Source organism: Tessaracoccus luoxuelianae (assembly GCF_055326245.1).
The window spans coordinates 354,259-372,872 of the sequence record NZ_JBUZNO010000004.1; the positions used below are offsets into that span (position 1 = coordinate 354,259).

Genomic DNA, 18,614 nt, shown 5'->3' on the forward strand with positions numbered 1-18,614 from the left:
ACTATGGACTTCGCACTGGTCCGGACAAAGCGGGGGTCCCCCCTCAAGCGCGATTGACCTCCTTTAGGATGCGGCGGCCCGGTGCACCGACTCGATGGCCTCGACCACCCGGTCGTTGAGTGGGGCGAGGTGGGCGAAGTCCTTCGGCGGATCACCACGGTAGAGGGGCCTGACGCACGTCAACTCCTCGTACAGGTCCTCCTTGGTGAAGTTCGTGCGCCTGGCCAGCATGCGCAACCCGCCGTGTGCCTCACGAAGGTCGTGCAGCCGCCCACGCCACCCCGGGTTGGACAGGGGCGCACCCTCTGAGTCCATGGCCTCGGTCAGGGCGCTGAGCGCCTCGATGAGATCGCTCAGGTAGGGCCGGACGCTCTCCGGGCTGAAGGGCGACAGGATGACCTCGCCGTCGTCGTCGCCGGTGTCGCGCCGCAGCAGCTTGTCGAGAAAACCCATGATGGTCACCCTTCGTCGTCGATTCTCCAACGGTAGCGCCTGGCCGGTGGCCGGCGACGTGGCCGGGCCCGCGAAAGATCAATCGAAGCGGGACTCGCTCTCCGCGTTGGTCAGCCCACCCAGGGAGTCTCCCGGCAGTTCGCTCGAGGTGGGATGGTGCTGATGCCCGCCCGCGTCGGGATCCAGCACGCTGTGTCCTGGGCCGGCATCTGGGTCCAGGATGTCCTGGCTCGGGTGGATCTCAGGGTCGTAGACCTCATCGTCCGGGTGGGTGCTCATCATGGCCTCGCTCCTCTTGCTGGGGGATCGACGCTACCCCCAATGCAGACCGCGTGCGGCGGTTTCAGCCCACCCGCGGCCCGGCGGTGGGAGACTGAAGAAGAGAGAGCGGGCGACGACGCCCGACCGCCTGCCGCCCCCCTCACGTTCGCAGTGTGACGAGGAGGCTGAACATGTTCGAGCAGCAGTATCAGAAGATGGCCGAGGCCCCAGGCTTCGTGGCCGCGTTGGATCAGAGCGGCGGCAGCACGCCACGGACGCTGCAGCGCTACGGCGTGGAGGCGTGGGTCGATGAGGCCGAGATGTTCGAGAAGGTGCACGCGATGCGCTCCCGGATCATGGCGAGTCCCAGTTTCGACGGCGACCGGATCCTCGCCACCATCCTCTTCGCCCACACCGTGGACCGTCAGGTGGACGGCCGTCCCACGCCGGAATACCTGTGGGAGGCCAAGCACATCGTGCCCATCCTCAAGGTGGACAAGGGGTTGGTGGAGGAGCGCGACGGAGCCCAGCTGATGAAGGACATCGACGGACTCGACGAGGTGCTTGCCGACGCACTCGCCAAGGGCGTCTTCGGCACGAAGATGCGGTCGGTGGTGCGGGCACCGGGGGCGGGGGCTGAGGCCGCCGTCGCGCAGCAGCTCTACCTCGGACGCCGCATCCTCGCCGCGGGTCTGGTGCCGATCCTGGAGCCGGAGGTGGACATCACCTCACCCCACAAGGCGGAGGCAGAACGGCATGTCCACGATCTGCTCGCGGTGGGTCTGGACGACCTGCCTGAGGGGGAGCGGGTCATGCTGAAGCTCACCCTGCCGGAGCACGACGACCTGTACGCGGACCTGGTGGCGCACCCGCGGGTGCTGCGCGTGTTCGCGCTCTCGGGCGGGTACTCCCGCGCGGAGGCCACGGAGCGCCTGGCCAGGCAACACGGCGTGGTGGCCAGCTTTGCGCGCGCTCTGATGGAGGGTCTGAACATCAATCAGTCCGACGAGGAGTTCGACCGGGTCCTGGGCAGCTCCATCGCGGAGATCTACGCGGCGTCCATGGCCTGAGGCACGCTCAGGCGGCTCCGTGGTGTCCAAGTTGGCGCCACGCCTCGTAGACGGCGATGGCGGCGGCGTTGGCCAGGTTCAGTGAACGCATTCCGGGCCGCATCGGGATACGCACGCGCTCGGTGATGCGAGGATCGGCCAACACGTCAGCGGCCAGTCCCGTGGGTTCGGGACCGAAGAGGAGAACGTCCCCGGGCGCGTAGGACACGTCGGTGTAGGCATCCTCGGCGTGGGCGGTGAAGGCGAACACGCGCGCCGGCAGCAGAGCGCCGTAGGCGGCGGCCAGCGATTCGTGGACGAAGGTGGCGGCCTCGTCTCGATAGTCCAGGCCGGCGCGGCGCAGCTTGGCGTCGTCCATGTCGAACCCGAGTGGTCGGGCCAGGTGCAGTTCGGCGCCGGTCACAGCCGCCAGCCGCATCGTCGCGCCCGTGTTGTTGGGGATCTGGGGCGCGTGGAAGAGGATGCGCAGCGGCCGGGTCCTGGGGTCTGTCGCGGTCAAGGCGTTACCTGCCACTGGTGGAGGGTGAGCGCATACTCGACGTCGCCGTCCTCGTCGCCATCGATTCGGACCGGCCACTCAGCCACGAACGTCCGGACGAGTCGTCGGGTCTCCAGGTATGGGGTCATGAAGGATGCTAACCCACGGCCGGCAGCCGGCCCGCGGGGAGGGGCGAGGTGGGTTTTCCGGCAGCCGTTCGTGCGGGCGGCGAGACGACTCCAGCGCTGACCGTGATCATTCCCTGAGACGCCCGCAATAGTCGACGGCGCATCGCCTCTGGGCCGGCGTCCTGCGGCAGGGCTCGGGCAGCCGTGAACTCACTTGTTCGACGCAGGCGGCACCCGGCCGGTAATGTGGTTGATCGTTTCGCCTCCACTGTCCCCGACGGAAAGGGGGGGCACCATGAGTGCGCCCGCTCCTGTCCCGCGGCCGGAGACCGGCCACCCGCATCGCCGATGGTGGGTGGAACGCCTGCTGCGCGAACGGGCACAGGCAAGCGAGCCCGAGGCCGAACCCGAGGTCGCCCCCGACCGGCTTCCCCTCGTGTCCCTGGCGACCAGGGTCGGGGCGACCGCGCTGGTTTCCGGTGCGTCGGCGTCCCAAGCCACCGAGATGATCCTGCGGCTCGGTCTGGCACACGGCGTCCGCTTCCAGGTTGACGTCACCTACACAGCGGTCACAGTGGCGTGCACGGAGGCCGACAGGGAGGGCATCCCGCTGAACCTGTTCCGCACGGTGCCGGCGCTCGACCGCGACTACGCACGCCTCGCGCACCTGGAATCGGTCGTGGGCGCAGTCGCGCGGGGAGAGCGGTCGGTCGACCGGGCCACTCAGGAGTTGGTCCTGTGGCAGTCGCGAGCCGGCGTCTACCGGCGCTGGGTGACCGCACTGGTTGCCTTCACCCAAGGCGCCAGCATCACGGCACTCCTGGGTGGTGTGCCACTGGAGATCGGGGTGGCGGGGCTCGCCACCCTGCTGGTGCACGAAGTCACCGCGCGGCTCGCGCGGACGAACGCGTCCTACTTCTATGCCCAGGTCGTGGCGGGGGCGATCCCGATGATGCTGGCCATCGCCCTCATGTTCCTGCGGTCCCAGGGCGTCACCGACCTGTGGGCACTGTCGCCGTCGCTGGTGGTGGCCGCCGGCATGGTCACGATGCTGGCCGGCCTGGGCGTCGTCGGGGCCGCGCAGGACGCACTGGACGGCTACTACATCACCGCCGCCGCGCGCATCGTCGACCTGGTGATGCGCACGGGCGGGCTCATCCTCGGCGTCGTAGCCGTGCTGTGGCTCGGCGTGCGGCTGGGGGTGCCCGCATACCTGGCGCCGGAGTCCATACCGCCGCACCACCCCGCCGTGCAGGTCGCCGCGGCCTCGATCTTCGCCACCGCCGTGGGTCTGTTCGGAAGGTTCGGCCCTCGTGGGGCCCTGGTAGCCGGCATGGGGGGCGGCCTGGGGTGGATGGTGTACTTGCTGCTGTTGCCGCTCGTCGGCGGCGACTATGCGGTCGCGGCCGGGGGTGCGGCCGCCGTCGTGGCGGTGTTCGCCCACCCCGTCGGGCGATGGATGCGCCTGCCCGCCATCGCGATCGTGACCGTCGGCATCGTGCCCCTCATGCCCGGCCTGATCCTCTACCGCGGCCTATTCCACCTTGTCGTCGGGATGCCCGCGGTGGAGCCCGGTGACACGGCCGGAGAGCTGTTTCTTCTCGCCGCTGTGACGGGGGTCATGCTGGCCCTCGGTAGCTCCGTCGGCTCCACCCTCGGCCGGCACCTTGCCCAACCGACTGAGCAACTGGCGCGGCTGGCATTGCGGGCGTCCCTGCGCCGAGGTCAGCAGGGACGAACCTGACAGCCGTCCGTCTGCAGCGGCCCTCCTTGCCGACGCGCATGCGTCGGGTCCTGGTCTTCAACCCTGGAAGGGTTGTGCCGATCACGCTGGAGAGCGTGCTGCGCGAGCGATGACCTCGGCCGCTGTGTCGATGTCGGTGTCGGTGGTCCACCGCCCAACGCTCAGTCGGACGGCCGTGAGCGCCTCCGCCTCCCCGATCCCCATCGCGGTCAGCACAGGGGAGGGTCGGTCCTGCCCCGAGTGGCACGCCGACCCTGCCGACGCCGCCACCGACGGCACCGCCGCGAGCAGCGAAAGCGCGCGTAGGCCGTCGATCCGCACGTTGAGGGTGTTAGGGAGCCGCTCCGCCCTAGGCCCGTTCAGCCACACCCGTCCGGGGAGGAGTTCCCGCAGCCGCGCCTCGAGGTGGTCCCTCAGGCCTTCCAGTCGGGCGGTTTCCCCGCCGGCCAGCGCCTCTGCGGCGAGGTCCGCCGCCCGTCCGAGCCCGACGGCGTAGGCCACGTTCTCCGTTCCCGCCCGCAGTCCGTGCTCCTGCCCGCCTCCGCCGATGAGCGGGCGGAGGGCGACGCCGTCGCGCACGTACAGCGCGGCCACCCCCTTGGGCGCATACATCTTGTGCCCGACCACGGTGAGCAGGTCGACCCCCAACTCGCCCACGTTCACCGGAACCTTCCCGACGGACTGGGCGGCGTCGGTGTGCAGCAGAACCCCGCGGGCGCGAGTGATCTCCGCGATCTCGCGGATGGGCTGCATGGTCCCGGTCTCGTTGTTGGCGTGCATGACCGTGACCAGCACGGTGGCGGGGGTCATGGCGGCCTCGACGGTGTGAGGGTCCACCCGGCCGGCGGCGTCCACTGGGAGCACGGTGACGTCCACCCCGTGCAGTTCGGCCAGGTCCTGGCAGGCGGCGAGGACGGCTGGGTGCTCGGTGGCCTGGGTGATGAGGTGCGGGCGTGCCCCGTCGGCGAACCGCGGATCAGACGTCATCGCGGCCAGGACCGCGCCGCGGACGGCGAGGGCGTCCGCCTCCGAGCCACTCCCGGTGAACACGATCTCGGACGGGTCGGCGCCGATCAGGGCGGCCACCCTGGCGCGGGCGTCCTCCATCGCGGCGCGCGCGCGTACCCCGTATGCGTGGTTGCTCGAGGGGTTGCCCCCCTCGCTCGTCAGGTACGGAGCCATCGCGGTGAACACTTGCGGGTCCACGGACGTGGTTGCGTTGTAGTCCAGGTAGAGCGGGTGGTCGTTCGAAATCGGATGCTGATCGGTCATGTCCGGTGTTCCTCCCGTGCGATTCGGAATGCCCGCCGCTGTCGGGCGTCGGAAAGAGACGACTCCCTGGCGTTCCTGCCGTCAGGAGTGGCTGGGGTGGACGCCGCGGACCGTGTGGCCGCGGCGTCCAATGGGTTCCTGGTCAGAAGACCAGGACCTTGTCTGCGGCCAGGGTGTGGTCGGCGAGTTCTTCCATGGTGGAACGGCGGGCGCCGGGGACGAGCATCTCGGGGGTCATGCCGCGGGCGTCCATGCAGGTGCCGCAGCACAGGATCTCCCCACTGCTGCGCACGATCCCGCCGAGCATCCGGTCGAGTTTGTAGTAGCCGTCGGCCGTTTTCTGCCCGGCCATGGCGGCGGTCACGCCGTCGCCCATCAGGAAGACGGTCATGTCGACGCCGTCCCGCTTGGCCATGGCGGCCGCCAGGCGGATGGCGTTGAAGGTGGAGTCCAGCCCGTAGGCGGAACCGTTGATGATCATCAGGGCCTTCATGAGTGTTTCCTCTCGGTCGGTGGTCTCAGGCGCGTTCGACGGTGGTGGTCAGGGTGATCGGGTTGAGGATCGTGTAGACGAAGGGGCACTTGACGCGTGCGGCGTCCTGCCAGCGGGTCAGGATGGCGTCATCGACGTCCGCGGCGACCTGCATCGTCACGCTGATCTGCTCCATCAGGGGCGCATCTCCGACGTCGTACACGGCGGCGACGTTCACGTCCTGCTGGGCGACCACGCTGACCGCGTCCAGGGCGATTCCTTCGGTGGCGGCGATCGTCACCAGGGTGGAGGCGTAGCAGGCGCCCAACCCGGCCAGCAGGTACTGCAGCGGATCCGGCGCCAGCCCCTGCCCGCCAAAGCCGGGCGCGATGTCGACGTGCAGGTCGGTCGACGCCGTCCCGTGCTGCACAGATGCGGTGTAGGCGGGCTCGCCCGGCGTGAAGCTCCATCGGCCCTCGACGCGCTTGTGCAGCCGGTACACCGACGGATCAGTTCGGCCGCGTTCCATCACGCCGGACAGGACGTCAAGGTCCAGGTTGTTGAGTCTCACGCTCTAACTCCTTATTCAAGGATCGGGTTGAATAATGGGCCTAGCACCACCACGCGTTCCTTGCACTACTATTCACCTGAATGATTGAGGAGGTGTGGGGTTTGGACGATCGACAGTTCAAGGACGAGGCGTTCAGGCACTTCGCGCGTATGGGGGCGGCCTTCGGGCACGCGAAACGGGTCGAGATCATCGACGTGCTGGCCCAAGGCGAGCGGAACGTCGAGTCACTGGCCGAGCAGATCTCGGCCAGCGTGGCCAACACCTCTCGGCACCTGCAGATCCTGTCGGGGGCCGGGCTGGTCAGCCGCCGCGTCGAGGGCACCGCCCGGGTGTACCGGCTGGCAGACCCCGGCGTGGAGAGCGCCTACCGCACTCTGGTCACGCTCGCTGAGAACCACATCGCCGAGGTATCAGCACTGACTGAGGCCTTCTTCGCCGATGCCGATGGCACCCGCCCGATCGCGTTCGACGAACTCGACGAGCTGAGTCGCTCCGGCGAGGTCGTGCTCGTCGACGTCCGCCCCTCCAGCGAGTTCGCGGCCGGCCACGTCGACGGTGCCCTCAACATCCCGCTGGCAGACCTGGCCAACCGCCTGTCCGAACTGCCCGACGACGCCACCGTGGTGGCCTATTGTCGCGGACCCTACTGCGTGATGGCGTCGACCGCCGTCACCCGCCTCCGCGAAGCGGGCCGTGAAGCCGCTCGGCTGGAGGGCGGTTACCCGCAGTGGAGGGACGCGGGGCGTCCGACTGGTTCGGCGTCGAAGGGCTAACTGGCAGCTCTAGTGTCGACTGCGGCACCAGACCTGCCGATGAGCCGCCGACGACTCCCGCAGGGCGCCCCTGACCCGGACTCAGCGATCTGGCGACATCCGGCTGTCGGCCAGATCTGTGCGGTCATCCGAGCCTCGTCTGATCATCGTGCAACACAAAACCCGCAGTCAGAGCGGCTTTTGCCGGATTGACTGGGGGTTTCGAATGGTGTCCGAGAGAGGACTTGAACCTCCCGGGCGGGGGATGATGATGGCCCTCTGACAGGGGCTTATGACAGAATTTCGTCACATTCGTCACCTTGTCGTGGGGAGTACGTGGGGAATCACTTCGGTGCCAAACGAGTTTGTATGGCGTTCGGCGCCTCCCAGGATACCGCGCGTCTTGGCACGCCGTACCTCCTGCGCCCCGCGGACAGGGTCAGATCACAGACGCAGGCCGGTCAGCCCGTACGCCATGCCCGACACCCCACCCACATGAAGCTGTGCGAGAAGTACCCGTCCTACCCATGAGCCTAGAGACCGTCGGCGCCCGGCCGCGCCCGGCGGCAACCGGGCCACAACCGCCAGCCGGGACCAGCAGCGTCCGACGAACCTGTGGCCGCCGTCTCGCCACAGGACCTGGTCGACAGTGCGGTCGTCGAGAACCGCGCCGATGGTTCACCTGGCCCGAATCCCGATACACACCGTTGCGTCCGCCTCCGCCGGTGTGCGCTGACATCAGCGGCATGCTCGGGACGGTGCGGGCGTCGGGCCCGAGCTGCGACCAAGTTCTTTAGTACGCTGAGGACATGACAATCGAGGTCTTCTCCCCGTTCGACCCGCTCAAAGTGAAAGCCGGATCGGATGACTCCTTAGCGGCAACCCGCGCAAGAAAGCGCGAGATCGAAAATATCCTGAGCTCCTACGTCGGCTGGTATGACCCCTTCGGCGAACTTGTTCAGAATGCCCTCGATGCCATTGACAAGCGCCGCGAGGAGGAGAAGGCTCAGGGCACGAGTTCGGATTATCGGGGCGACATCCGCGTCATCATTGACCTTGACGAGAATCTATTGACTGTCTCGGACAACGGTATCGGCATGACCAGTGAGCAGTTCCAGAAATTCCTAGCCCCGAATTTCTCCTTTAAGGAAGTCCGCACTTCCCGTGGGCATAAGGGAGTGGGGGCAACGTACCTTGCATATGGCTTCAATTCGCTGAGGGTGTACACAATGGCGCCCGGGCATCGGGCCCGAGGCAGAATTCTTAACGCGCGCAACTGGACGATTGGGGAGTTGGATCTCGAGCCCCCGCTGGTGGAGCCAGACACGGGCGAAATCCATGATCCCGAGTTCGAAAAGAACATACGAGGAACCTCGCTTACCCTTCGCTTTGATGAAACGACCACGCCGGGGAAGCTGAGTTGGATGGGTGCGAAGACCGCGGACACATGGGCGACGTTGCTCAGGGTTAAGACGGGACTCGGTGCGCTTCAGCCCCTTGAGGACCTTCGATGCACCATTATCTGTGTTAGCGCGGGGGTGGAGACGCGGTCTGATCTTGATTCCCCCTCGTATTTGTGGCTCAACGAGCAGGGTCAGAGCAAGACTGCGAAGTTGCGAGATGTCGAAGACGCGAGAGAGAAGGCGTTCAAGAAGAACGGCACCCTGAAAGCAGTGCCGAACAAGTTCAGGCAGCTTGTGTTCCTGAAGGACGTTTGGCAAGGCACGGACGTGGCCGCACTGCTGAGCGAGGATGAGCGGGCGGAACATGAAGCGGTCATCGAGCGCCACACCCCAACGATCATGATGGAGTATGGCTATACCACTCGGCTTTGGAAGACCTTCAACACTTCGCTTGGTATCAGATCCAACCAAGAGGCCGTACGAGCCGGAATCCAGTTGGCTGCAAATCGCATGCCGCAAGGGGATCCCATCCAGGTTCCCCTCACTAGGTACATTGGCCGACAGAACCAAGTGCATTTCTTGATCCACTTCGACAACTACACGCCTGATCTTGGGCGAAAGGGCTTCGCCAAACCTCTCGTGGACTTCGCTAAGGACGTGTCGCGTGCCATTGTGCAATTCCGGGTCACTCGCGTCCGGGATGCAATGAAGCGGGACTCGGGGGCCACTCCAGATCTCGCGCGAGAAATGGCTCTCGATCAATGGAAGGAGGAGATGCTCGCTCACGAGAGCACGTCCCCTCTCGCTCTCGAAAACGAGCATTTCTTCGCGCCTCGACGAAAGATCAGCATCACGTCTGAACCGACGCGCGAGCAGGACGTCATCGCGCTATTCCACGAACTCGTATCTGGCGGGGTTATCCGTGGTTTGGAGATTTTGTCGACAAATGAACGTTTCACCTATGACGGCCTCTTTCGAATTGACTTCAGCGGCGACCGTGATCTCTACGAGTACGCCGACAAAAGCAATCCCCTTGGCGTGTCAAATGACGTTCTAGAGGAAATGCATGGGAAGAGGACGAAGCCGAAAGTGCTCGAGTATAAGTACTCACTCGATGGGCTTGTTGCGGACATACAGAATCAAGATAAGAACATGAACGACATTGATCTCTGCGTCTGCTGGGATGTGGGGGATGAATGGTCTCAGCACTATGCCATCACGACCCTACTGACCCCCGAGAATGTGCATCAGCGGCAGTATCATGGCGCCACACATGTGCTGCAAGATCCCGATTCGCGCGCGCGACTTTGTGACCTCATCATGCTTAAGGACCTAATCGGCCTTCTTCAGAACTGTGACGCCGAGTACGAGCGCCAGCGTGACACGTACGAATAGAGTCGAGTAGTACATGTCGAGGGCTCGCGCAGGGGATCAAGGATCATCGCGGGAAGGCGCGCGTCGGACTTCGGAGACGCGGTGGCCTCGACCGCCTGGCTCAGGTCTTGGAACAACCGCTCGGTCAGGTCAGTCAGGCGACCCGGGCGATCCCGGGCAACTGGCAGCCGCCAAGTGCGCATCGATGGTGACCGGGGAGTCGGACCTGAGTTCCACAACTGAGGCCTGATTTAGTGCCCCGTTCCGCGAGGGATCTTGGCGAGGATGGCTTCGGCTTCGGTGGTGAGGCGTGGTTGGGCCTGGATGGGCTGGCCGGCGATGGTGATCGTGACGCTCCGGAGGGGTCGAAGTGTCTGCACGAGGCGTTTGATGCTGACGCCGGTCTGGTCTTGGAGGTAGCGCGCGACCGCGAGTGCCGCGAACACGATGGTGAGGTGGGCCTCGATCGATTCACGCTTGCGGTGGAAGATCGGGCGGGCCTGGAGGTCTCCCTTGGCCATCCGGAAGGACTCCTCGACGTGCCACAGGTCCCGGTAGGCGGCCACCACCGCTGCGCCGTCCATCACGTCGGCGCCGATGTTGGTGACGTAGCCCTTGAACCCGGCGCAGAACCTGGCCCGTTCGATGACATCCCAGTTGACCTCGGCCTTCTTCCCGTCGACGTCGGTGGTGACCGTCACGAACCGGTCCCGGGCGACGGGTCGTAGCCCGTCGGCGACCTTCTCGGCCTTGACGACCTGGGCGTTGATGGTCTTGTCGTCTCGCTTGCGGCGCTTGAAGGAGTAGTGATACACCACCCGCCGAGTGCGCCGCTGCCGGCCGGTACCCATGTCGCGGGTGGTCTCGATAGTCGAGTCGTCGGGGGTGTAGTTGCCGTGGCGTTCGAAGTGGTCGCCCAGGTCGTAGGGCACGTGCGACTGGCGGGAGGCGACGATGAACCGGCATCCGGCGTCTTCGAGGCCGTTGAGGTTGTCCGCGGACAGCATCCCGGCGTCGGCGACCACGACCAGTTCCTCGATGCCGTGGCGGGTCTTGAACTGCTCGATCACCGGGATCAGGGTCTTGGTCTCTGCCTTGTTGCCCTCGAAAAGGGCCACCTCCAGCGGGAACCCGCCCGCGGTGACCAGCAACCCGACCGTGACCTGCGGGTCGACGCGGCGTTCCTTGCTCATCCCGACCTTCCGGAGCCGGTCCTCGTTGGTCACCTCGAAATGCAGGGTGGTCAGGTCGTACATCACCAAAGCCACCGGCCCCCGGGCGGTCGCGTGGGCCCAGCAGGCCGTCGCGACCCGGCTGCGATAGTCACGCTCCACACACCGCCGCAGACAGTTGTAGAGAGTGTTCAAGTGCGGCACCGGCAGACCCAGCTCGCCCAGCACCCGCAGCGTGTCCTGCTTCGAGGTCGGCTCGATGATCCGCGCCGCCACCAGCGAGGCGAACACCTCGTCATCGATCTGGTCGAACCCGAGCCGCGCATAGGCGTCAGTCAGCACCCGCCACAACAGCTCGCTGGAGGTGTGTTCCACCACCGGCCCGGCAGGTTCCCGCCCGGGCTGTTCGAACTGCAGCATGTCCTGCTGGACGCCATGGACCCGCTGCTGGGCGGCGCTGAGTAGCACCGCGAGCTCGGCCTCGTCATGAGCCGAACCGACATGCTCCAGGATCCGGCGGCGGCCGTTGCGTTTCTCGACGATCTGGACCGCCGTCGCCCCCGAGGCGGTCTTGACCTTCCGCACGAACGGACTCACCCCCGCACTCTACCCAGACCCCCCGATTAGTGCCCCAAAACGGACCCCCAAAACCACCCTGACAAGCAACTCAATCCCGGCGATCAGGAGCGGTTGTGGAACTCAGGTCGGACCCTTGATGCCGGGTTGGCTACGGGATTTGCTGGTTGGGGTGTGCACTAAGCCGGTGCTGGTTCTAGCCTGTGGGGGTGTCTCCCTACGTGCGGACGGTCAAGACAGCCAGCGGCGCGACCGCCGTTCAGGTGGTGTGGTCCAACCGGCTCGGGTCGAAGCGGATGGATCACATCGACCGGATCCGGGGTGCCCGCCCCGTTCGCCGCCATGGGCCTCACGTACGACGACGTGCTGCTGCAGCCGAACCAGTCCGACGTCATCCCCTCCGAGGCGCACCCCGCCACGCAGTTCTCGCGTCGGATCAGCCTCAACATCCCGCTGGCGTCGGCCGCGATGGACACCGTCACCGAGCATCGCATGGCCATCGCCATGGCGCGCGAGGGCGGCATCGGCATCCTGCACCGCAACCTCTCCATCGCCGATCAGGCCCACATGGTCGACCAGGTGAAGCGCTCCGAGGCCGGCATGGTCAGCGAGCCCATCACGGTGTCGCCCGCGCACACCATCGGCCAGGTCGACGAGCTGTGCGCCACTTACCGCATCTCCGGCGCCCCCGTCGTCGACGAGGAGGGCACGCTGGTCGGCATCATCACCAACCGCGACATGCGCTTCGAGGACGACGCCGCGCGCCCCGTGCGCGAGGTCATGACCAAGGCGCCGCTGGTGACCGCCCCCGTCGGCGTCTCCAACGACCAGGCGCTGGGCCTCATGGCCGCGCACAAGATCGAGAAGCTGCCCATCGTCGACGGGAAGGGCAGGCTCAAGGGCCTCATCACGCTCAAGGACTTCGTGAAGGCCGACAAGTACCCGAACGCGGCCAAGGACGCGCAGGGCAGGCTCCGCGTGGGCGCGGCCGTCGGCTCCTTCGGCGACTCGTGGGACCGTGCGATGGCGCTGATCGCCGAGGGCGTCGACGCCGTGATCGTCGACATGGCGCACGGCCACAGCCGCGCCGTCGTCGAGATGATCAAGAGGCTGAAGGCCGAGCCCTCGGCCAGGGACGTCGACATCATCGGCGGCAACGTCGCCACCTACGCCGGCGCGAAGGCGCTCGTCGAGGCGGGTGCCGACGGCGTCAAGGTCGGGGTCGGCCCCGGCTCCATCTGCACCACCCGCGTCGTCGCCGGCGTGGGCGTGCCGCAGGTCACCGCCATCTACGACGCCGCCCGCGCCGCGCGCCCAGCGGGCGTCCCCGTGATCGGCGACGGCGGGCTCCAGTACTCCGGCGACATCGCGAAGGCGATCGTCGCGGGCGCCAACACCGTCATGCTCGGCTCGCTGCTCGCGGGCTGCGACGAGAGCCCGGGCGAGCTGGTGTTCATCAACGGCAAGCAGTTCAAGAGCTACCGCGGCATGGGCTCGCTCGGCGCGATGGCCGCGCGCGGCCGCAACGCCTCGTTCTCCAAGGACCGCTACTTCCAGGGTGACGTCGCCGCCGACGACAAGCTGATCCCCGAGGGCATCGAGGGCCAGGTCGCCTACCGCGGCCCGCTCGCGGCCGTCGCCTACCAGCTCGTCGGCGGCCTCCGGCGGTCCATGTTCTACTCCGGCGCCGCCACCATCCCCGAGCTGCAGGAGCGCGGACGCTTCGTCCGCATCACCGCCGCGGGCCTGCGCGAGTCGCACCCGCACGACATCCAGCTGACCGCCGAGGCGCCGAACTACTGGTCGCGCTGACCACCCGGCCGATAAGGAGAATCCGCATGTACGAGCTCGGACGCAGCAAGCGCGCCAGCCACGCCTACAGCTTCGACGACGTGGCCATCGCGCCGACGCGTCGCACCCGCGGCGAGGACGAGGTCGACCTCAGCTGGCGGATCGACGCCGTGACGTTCGACGTGCCGATCGTGGCCGCGCCCATGGACTCGGTGATGTCGCCGGCGACCGCGATCCGCATGGGCAGGCTCGGCGGCCTCGGCGTGCTGAACCTCGAGGGTCTGTGGACCCGCTACGAGGACCCGCAGCCGAAGTACGAGCTCCTGACGCAGGACTGCGACCAGGTCACCGCCACCAAGCGGCTGCAGGAGATCTACTCCGAGCCGGTCAAGGCCGAGCTGATCCGCGACCGTGTCGCGGAGCTGCGCGCCGCCGGCGTGCCGGTGGCGGGTTCGCTGTCGCCGTCGCGCACCCAGGAGTTCGCCGACGTGATCGAGAAGGCGGGCATGGACTTCTTCGTCATCCGCGGCACCACGGTGTCGGCGGAGCACGTCGGCGGCGAGGACACGCTGAACCTCAAGGAGTTCATCTACCGGTTCGACACCCCCGTGCTCGTGGGCGGCGTCGCCACCTACCGCGCCGCGCAGCACCTGATGCGCGCCGGTGCCGCGGGCGTGCTCGTCGGCTTCGGCGGCGGCGCCACGCACACGACGGCGTCGGTGCTCGGCATCGAGGTGCCCATGGCCTCCGCGGTCGCCGACGTCGCCGAGGCGCGCCGCGACTACCTCGAGGAGAGCGGCGGCCGCTACGTCCACATCATCGCCGACGGCGCCGTCGGCCGCTCGGGCGACATGGCCAAGGCCATCGCGTGCGGCGCGGACGCCGTCATGGTCGGCTCCCCGCTGGCCCGCGCCACCGAGGCCCCCGGCCGCGGCTGGCATTGGGGCAGCGAGGCGTGGCATCAGCGCCTGCCCCGCGGCGAGCGCTCCTTCTTCGAGCAGGTCGGCACCCTCGAGGAGGTCGTCCTCGGCCCCTCACGCGTGCCGGACGGCACGATGAACCTGGCGGGCGGCCTCCGCAAGGCGATGGCGCTTACCGGATACACGGACATCAAGTCGTTCCAGCGGATCGACCTGATCCTCCACTGAGCGCAGGGGAGCTCGGCATGCCAGACACGAAGTCGGACGCGACCATCTCCGCGGAGGAGGCCCGCGCCGAGCTGGGCCGCATGCGCGGCAGCATCGACAACATGGACTCGGCGCTGATCCATCTGCTCGCCGAGCGGTTCAAGGTCACGCAGCGCGTGGGCGAGCTCAAGGCCCGAGCGGGCCTCCCCGCCGCCGATCGCGACCGCGAGGCGCGGCAGATCGCGCGCCTCCGCGCCCTCGCCGTCGAGGCCGAGTTGGACCCCGAGCTGGCGGAGAAGTTCGTGACGTTCATCGTCCGCGAGGTCGTTCGCCACCACGAGCAGATCGCCCGCGAGCAACGCTGACGGGTCCTTGACCTGGCCTGGGACTGTCGCGGCCAGTCACGGGCTAAGGCCTCATTCGCCAGGGAATCGCACGCCGATCTGGGCACGGATCTGATCCATGGCTGCCGCGATCTGCACCGTCTCGGCGAGAGGCAGCAGCGGGCTCTCCCGCAGCCCCGCATGGACGATGCGCTCGAACTCGATCGCCTCGTACTGCATTCCTCGTCCCGTGACCTCCAGAGAGAAGCGCTCTCTTACCGCATCATCGGGGGTGATGAGGCTGAAGGAGGTCGCGTTGTACCACCAGGGGTCGATCTCGATCCGTGCCTCGGTGCCGAGGACGCTTGCGCGTACGGCGCTGCGGGTGGCCAGCGCGGAATAGGAGACCCCCTGCCGTCCACCGTCGTGAACGGTGATCATGGCGGTCTGCCCATCGACGCCCGTCCCTGTCGGCGCGGCGTGCGCGAGCACCCGCTCGGGGAGGCCGAGCATGTCGATCGCGAACGCCAGGGGATAGATCCCCAGGTCGAGCAGCGCGCCGCCGCCGAGGCTGGCGGCATTGACTCGGTGGGTTGGGTCGCCCGGCAGCGACTGGCCGTGGTCTGCGAGCACCGCGCGCACGTCCCCCAGCGCCCCTCCGCGCACGAGCTCGCGAATGCGCCCCATGTGCGGGAGGAAGCGCGTCCACATAGCCTCCATCACCGCGACCCCTGCCGTGGCTGCCGCGTCGGCGACCTCTCGGGCCTGTGCCGCGTTGAGCGCGAACGGCTTCTCGACGAGCACGTGTTTGCCGGCCGCGATCGCGAGCAGCGCATGCTCCCGGTGGAGGGAGTTGGGGGTCGCGACGTACACGATGTCGACGGCAGGGTCGGCGACCAGCGTGGCGTAGTCGCCGTGCGCGCGCGGCACATCGTGGGACACGGCGAAGGCCCGCGCCGCCGAGACGGTGCGGGAGCCGACCGCCGCGACCCGGAGGCTGGCCCCGTGAAGGTCCTCGGTGAAGATCCCCGCGATGAGACCGGTGCCCAGAATGCCCCAGCCGAGGGAGCTCGTCACTTCGCGGCCACCCGGTAGACGCGCACTTCCCACGGCTCGAGAGCCCGCGCGTCACCCGGCGCGTCGGTGTTTCCGAGGATCAGGTCGCCGACGATCAGCGACTCGTCGGGAATCATCGCGACGGCGTCGCTCATGTTGCCCACCACCGCCAACTCCGTGCCGCGGTATCGACGGCGGAAGGCGATGAGTCGGTCGTGCTCCCGCAACTCCATGGTGAAGTCGCCGTGCGCGACCACCGGCTCCTCGTGGCGCAGCCGGATGAGCGCACGGTAGAAGTGAAGGATGGAATCCGGGTCGTCGAGGGCCTGCGCGACGTTCACGTCGGCGACGTCGCCGTTCACGCGCATCCATGGCTCGCCGCTGGTGAATCCCGCCGTTGGCCCTGGCTTCCACTGCATCGGCGTGCGCGCGTTGTCTCGGCTCATCGCGTTGAGGGCGATCATCAGCTCGGCCTCGTCCTCCCCGCGCGCCATTGCGGCCCGATGGTGGTTGAGCGACTCGATGTCGCGCATCTCGTCGACCGAGGCGAAGCGAGCATTCTGCATCCCGATCTCCTCGCCTTGGTACAGGTACGGGGTGCCTCGCTGCAGGTGCAGCACGGCGGCGAGGAGCTTGGCCGAGGCCACCCGGTGCCGCTCGTCGCCGAACCGCGACACGGCGCGCGGCTGGTCGTGGTTGTTCCAGTAGAGGCTGTTCCAGCCGCGCTCGGCCAAGCCGGTCTGCCATCGGTCGATGGTGTCCTTCAGTGCGCTGAGGCGCAGCGGCCGCACGTCCCACTTGCTGTGGCCCTGATCGAGCATGACGTGTTCGAAGTGGAACACCATGTCGAGTTCGCGGCGCGCGGGATCGGTGAACAGGACCGCCTGATCGACGGTCGCGCCCAGCATCTCGCCGACGGTGAGCAGGCGTTCGCGGCCCGCGAACACCCTCTCGTGCATCTCCTGCAGGAACTCGTGGTTGCGCGGCCCCGCCGTGTAGGAGGCGCTGCCGTCGCCCCACGGGGGGACGATGACGGGGCCGTCGGGGAAGGACTGGTCCTTCGAGATGAAGTTGATGACGTCCATGCGGAACCCGTCGATGCCGCGGTCGAGCCACCAGTTCATCATCTCGTACACGGCGTCGCGGACCTCGGGGTTCTCCCAGTTCAGGTCGGGCTGCTTGCGGGAGAACAGATGGAAGTAGTACTCGCCCGTGGCCTCGTCGAACGCCCATGTCGACTCCGAGAAGAACGAGCCCCAGTTGTTGGGCTCGCGCCCTCCGGTGTCGCGGCGGAGCTCGTCTGCGGGCGGGCGCCAGATGTACCAGTCGCGCTTGGGGTTGTCCAGGCTCGCGCGAGATTCGAGGAACCACGGGTGCTCATTCGAGGTGTGGTTGACGACGAGGTCCATGATCAGGCGGATTCCGCGCGCGTGCAGCGCTTCGACCAGTTCGTTGAGATCCTGCAGTGTGCCGAACATCGGGTCGATGTCGCGGTAGTCGCTGATGTCGTATCCGTTATCGTCCTGCGGGGAACGGTAGATGGGGTTCAGCCACACGACGTCGATGCCCAGTGAGGCGATGTAGTCGACCTTGCCGATGATGCCGCGGAGGTCGCCGATGCCGTCGCCGTCGGAGTCCATGAAGCTGCGAGGGTAGATCTGGTAGACCACCGCCGAGCGCCACCAGGGGGCGGGGGCGTCGTCGAGGTCGGATTCGTTGTCGATCATTTGACTGCTCCCACAGTGATGCCCTTGGTCAGGGTGCGTTGGAAGATGAGGAAGAAGATGAGCGTCGGGAGGGTGCCGAGGAGAGAGGCCCCCGCCGTCGTCGTCGGATCGCTCGTCATCTCGCCCTGGAGCGTTCCCAGCGCGAGAGTGACGGTCTGGTTCGCGTCCGACACGAGCAGGACGAGGGGCAGGAAGAACTCGTTCCACGTCCAGATGAAGAAGAACGTGGCGAGCACCATCAGGGTGGGTCGCAGCACGGGAAGCACGACGGAGACGAGGATGCGCAGTCGCCCCGCGCCGTCCATCTTGGCGGCCTCGAGGATCTCCCTGGGGAAGGCCGTCAGCACCGAGGAGATGAAGTAGGTCCCGAATGCGCTCTGCAGGACGGCGAACAAGACGACGATCGCGATCTTCGAGTCGTAGAGTCCAACCTGCTTCGAGAGGGCGTACAGCGGGTACACCAGCGCCTCCTGGGGGAGCGTCAGCCCGACGATGAACAACGCGAGCAGCACGCCGCGTCCCCTGATCCGGCCAATCCCGATCGCATAGGCGCTCAGGACGCTGAGCGTGACACCCAGCAGGGCCACACAGGTGCTGATCACAATGCTGTTCCAGAGCTTCGTCCCGAAGTCGACGCTCCGCCAGAACGCGGTCACGCCGTCGAGCGTGAAACTTGTCGGCCAGGCGACCGGGCCGCTCGCCGCGTAGTCGGCGGGAGTCTTGAAGGCGTTGAGGAATGCCAGGCCGAGGGGGAGGAGCGTGCCAAGCAGGAGCAGCACCAAGATCGCGAGGACTATCCACCGCACCGGGCGCGGGTGCCGATGGTGGCTGGCGAGGGGGCCGGAGAGTTGTGTCGTGGACATG

At 67.2% G+C, this 18,614-nt stretch carries 18 protein-coding genes; 7 read left to right on the forward strand and 11 right to left on the reverse strand.

What is annotated here, in order from left to right; genetic code table 11:
• Positions 1-63 precede the first annotated feature (63 nt).
• Entirely contained in the window at positions 64-453 is a 390-nt protein-coding gene (locus ACZK39_RS08490; RefSeq protein WP_459054672.1) for a hypothetical protein, read from the reverse strand.
• Positions 454-531: 78 nt separating this feature from the next.
• Positions 532-735, reverse strand: coding sequence for a hypothetical protein (locus tag ACZK39_RS08495; protein ID WP_182783783.1), 204 nt, complete (start codon positions 733-735; stop codon positions 532-534).
• A 170-nt stretch (positions 736-905) separates the two neighbouring features.
• On the opposite strand from ACZK39_RS08495, the gene ACZK39_RS08500 reads away from it, so the two are divergent.
• Positions 906-1,784 (forward strand): fructose bisphosphate aldolase, encoded by an 879-nt coding sequence (locus ACZK39_RS08500; RefSeq protein WP_459054671.1) that lies wholly within the window; start codon positions 906-908, stop codon positions 1,782-1,784.
• Between the two features lie 7 nt (positions 1,785-1,791).
• Here ACZK39_RS08500 and ACZK39_RS08505 read toward each other — a convergent pair whose 3' ends face one another.
• Both ACZK39_RS08505 and ACZK39_RS08510 read right to left on the reverse strand, forming a co-directional pair.
• Positions 1,792-2,283 carry a tRNA (cytidine(34)-2'-O)-methyltransferase gene (locus ACZK39_RS08505; RefSeq protein WP_459054670.1) on the reverse strand — a complete coding sequence of 164 codons (492 nt, stop codon included), beginning with the start codon at positions 2,281-2,283 and terminating at the stop codon, positions 1,792-1,794.
• A complete protein-coding gene (locus ACZK39_RS08510; protein WP_459054669.1) occupies positions 2,280-2,411 on the reverse strand; it encodes a hypothetical protein in 132 nt (43 codons plus the stop codon). The genes ACZK39_RS08505 and ACZK39_RS08510 overlap by 4 nt, the downstream gene beginning before the upstream one ends.
• A gap of 274 nt (positions 2,412-2,685) precedes the next feature.
• On the opposite strand from ACZK39_RS08510, the gene ACZK39_RS08515 reads away from it, so the two are divergent.
• Positions 2,686-4,134 (forward strand): threonine/serine exporter family protein, encoded by a 1,449-nt coding sequence (locus ACZK39_RS08515; protein WP_459054668.1) that lies wholly within the window; start codon positions 2,686-2,688, stop codon positions 4,132-4,134.
• An 81-nt stretch (positions 4,135-4,215) separates the two neighbouring features.
• Here the strand turns inward: ACZK39_RS08515 and ACZK39_RS08520 are convergent, their stop codons facing one another.
• The 3 genes from ACZK39_RS08520 to ACZK39_RS08530 all read right to left on the reverse strand — a co-directional run bounded on the left by ACZK39_RS08520 (position 4,216) and on the right by ACZK39_RS08530 (position 6,449).
• Positions 4,216-5,406, reverse strand: coding sequence for a cysteine desulfurase family protein (locus ACZK39_RS08520; protein ID WP_459054667.1), 1,191 nt, complete (start codon positions 5,404-5,406; stop codon positions 4,216-4,218).
• Positions 5,407-5,548: 142 nt separating this feature from the next.
• A complete protein-coding gene (locus ACZK39_RS08525; RefSeq protein ID WP_459054666.1) occupies positions 5,549-5,899 on the reverse strand; it encodes a DsrE/DsrF/TusD sulfur relay family protein in 351 nt (116 codons plus the stop codon).
• Between the two features lie 25 nt (positions 5,900-5,924).
• Positions 5,925-6,449 (reverse strand): OsmC family protein, encoded by a 525-nt coding sequence (locus ACZK39_RS08530; protein WP_459054665.1) that lies wholly within the window; start codon positions 6,447-6,449, stop codon positions 5,925-5,927.
• A gap of 80 nt (positions 6,450-6,529) precedes the next feature.
• On the opposite strand from ACZK39_RS08530, the gene ACZK39_RS08535 reads away from it, so the two are divergent.
• Both ACZK39_RS08535 and ACZK39_RS08540 read left to right on the forward strand, forming a co-directional pair.
• Positions 6,530-7,222, forward strand: a complete 693-nt coding sequence (locus tag ACZK39_RS08535; protein ID WP_459054664.1) for a metalloregulator ArsR/SmtB family transcription factor — start codon at positions 6,530-6,532, stop codon at positions 7,220-7,222.
• A 788-nt stretch (positions 7,223-8,010) separates the two neighbouring features.
• On the forward strand, positions 8,011-9,999 hold the full coding sequence (locus ACZK39_RS08540) for an ATP-binding protein (protein ID WP_463613060.1): 1,989 nt from the start codon (positions 8,011-8,013) through the stop codon (positions 9,997-9,999).
• Between the two features lie 230 nt (positions 10,000-10,229).
• Here the strand turns inward: ACZK39_RS08540 and ACZK39_RS08545 are convergent, their stop codons facing one another.
• On the reverse strand, positions 10,230-11,747 hold the full coding sequence (locus ACZK39_RS08545) for an IS1634 family transposase (protein WP_463613061.1): 1,518 nt from the start codon (positions 11,745-11,747) through the stop codon (positions 10,230-10,232).
• A 321-nt stretch (positions 11,748-12,068) separates the two neighbouring features.
• Here ACZK39_RS08545 and guaB point away from each other — a divergent pair, with 321 nt between their 5' ends.
• Genes guaB through ACZK39_RS08560 form a run of 3 tightly spaced genes read left to right on the forward strand, consistent with a single transcriptional unit; the run spans position 12,069 to position 15,009 of the window.
• A complete protein-coding gene (gene guaB / locus ACZK39_RS08550) occupies positions 12,069-13,538 on the forward strand; it encodes an IMP dehydrogenase (protein ID WP_463613081.1) in 1,470 nt (489 codons plus the stop codon).
• Between the two features lie 26 nt (positions 13,539-13,564).
• Positions 13,565-14,665 (forward strand): GuaB3 family IMP dehydrogenase-related protein, encoded by a 1,101-nt coding sequence (locus ACZK39_RS08555; RefSeq protein WP_463613062.1) that lies wholly within the window; start codon positions 13,565-13,567, stop codon positions 14,663-14,665.
• 17 nt (positions 14,666-14,682) lie between these two features.
• Positions 14,683-15,009 (forward strand): chorismate mutase, encoded by a 327-nt coding sequence (locus ACZK39_RS08560; protein ID WP_463613063.1) that lies wholly within the window; start codon positions 14,683-14,685, stop codon positions 15,007-15,009.
• A gap of 51 nt (positions 15,010-15,060) precedes the next feature.
• Here the strand turns inward: ACZK39_RS08560 and ACZK39_RS08565 are convergent, their stop codons facing one another.
• Genes ACZK39_RS08565 through ACZK39_RS08575 form a run of 3 tightly spaced genes read right to left on the reverse strand, consistent with a single transcriptional unit; the run spans position 15,061 to position 18,613 of the window.
• On the reverse strand, positions 15,061-16,044 hold the full coding sequence (locus ACZK39_RS08565; protein ID WP_463613064.1) for a Gfo/Idh/MocA family protein: 984 nt from the start codon (positions 16,042-16,044) through the stop codon (positions 15,061-15,063).
• Positions 16,041-17,750 (reverse strand): alpha-glucosidase, encoded by a 1,710-nt coding sequence (locus ACZK39_RS08570; protein ID WP_463613065.1) that lies wholly within the window; start codon positions 17,748-17,750, stop codon positions 16,041-16,043. The genes ACZK39_RS08565 and ACZK39_RS08570 overlap by 4 nt, the downstream gene beginning before the upstream one ends.
• Positions 17,747-18,613 carry a carbohydrate ABC transporter permease gene (locus ACZK39_RS08575; RefSeq protein WP_463613066.1) on the reverse strand — a complete coding sequence of 289 codons (867 nt, stop codon included), beginning with the start codon at positions 18,611-18,613 and terminating at the stop codon, positions 17,747-17,749. The genes ACZK39_RS08570 and ACZK39_RS08575 overlap by 4 nt, the downstream gene beginning before the upstream one ends.
• Between the last annotated feature and the right edge of the window lies 1 nt (position 18,614).

Bases quoted from the DNA above. Each gene is read 5' to 3' on its own strand.
- ACZK39_RS08490 (WP_459054672.1), bottom strand. From the start codon at position 453: ATGGGTTTTCTCGACAAGCTGCTGCGGCGCGACACCGGCGACGACGAC.
- ACZK39_RS08495 (WP_182783783.1), bottom strand. From the start codon at position 735: ATGATGAGCACCCACCCGGACGATGAGGTCTACGACCCTGAGATCCAC.
- ACZK39_RS08500 (WP_459054671.1), top strand. From the start codon at position 906: ATGTTCGAGCAGCAGTATCAGAAGATGGCCGAGGCCCCAGGCTTCGTG.
- ACZK39_RS08510 (WP_459054669.1), bottom strand. From the start codon at position 2,411: ATGACCCCATACCTGGAGACCCGACGACTCGTCCGGACGTTCGTGGCT.
- ACZK39_RS08515 (WP_459054668.1), top strand. From the start codon at position 2,686: ATGAGTGCGCCCGCTCCTGTCCCGCGGCCGGAGACCGGCCACCCGCAT.
- ACZK39_RS08520 (WP_459054667.1), bottom strand. From the start codon at position 5,406: ATGACCGATCAGCATCCGATTTCGAACGACCACCCGCTCTACCTGGAC.
- ACZK39_RS08525 (WP_459054666.1), bottom strand. From the start codon at position 5,899: ATGAAGGCCCTGATGATCATCAACGGTTCCGCCTACGGGCTGGACTCC.
- ACZK39_RS08535 (WP_459054664.1), top strand. From the start codon at position 6,530: ATGATTGAGGAGGTGTGGGGTTTGGACGATCGACAGTTCAAGGACGAG.
- ACZK39_RS08540 (WP_463613060.1), top strand. From the start codon at position 8,011: ATGACAATCGAGGTCTTCTCCCCGTTCGACCCGCTCAAAGTGAAAGCC.
- guaB (WP_463613081.1), top strand. From the start codon at position 12,069: ATGGGCCTCACGTACGACGACGTGCTGCTGCAGCCGAACCAGTCCGAC.
- ACZK39_RS08555 (WP_463613062.1), top strand. From the start codon at position 13,565: ATGTACGAGCTCGGACGCAGCAAGCGCGCCAGCCACGCCTACAGCTTC.
- ACZK39_RS08560 (WP_463613063.1), top strand. From the start codon at position 14,683: ATGCCAGACACGAAGTCGGACGCGACCATCTCCGCGGAGGAGGCCCGC.
- ACZK39_RS08570 (WP_463613065.1), bottom strand. From the start codon at position 17,750: ATGATCGACAACGAATCCGACCTCGACGACGCCCCCGCCCCCTGGTGG.
- ACZK39_RS08575 (WP_463613066.1), bottom strand. From the start codon at position 18,613: ATGTCCACGACACAACTCTCCGGCCCCCTCGCCAGCCACCATCGGCAC.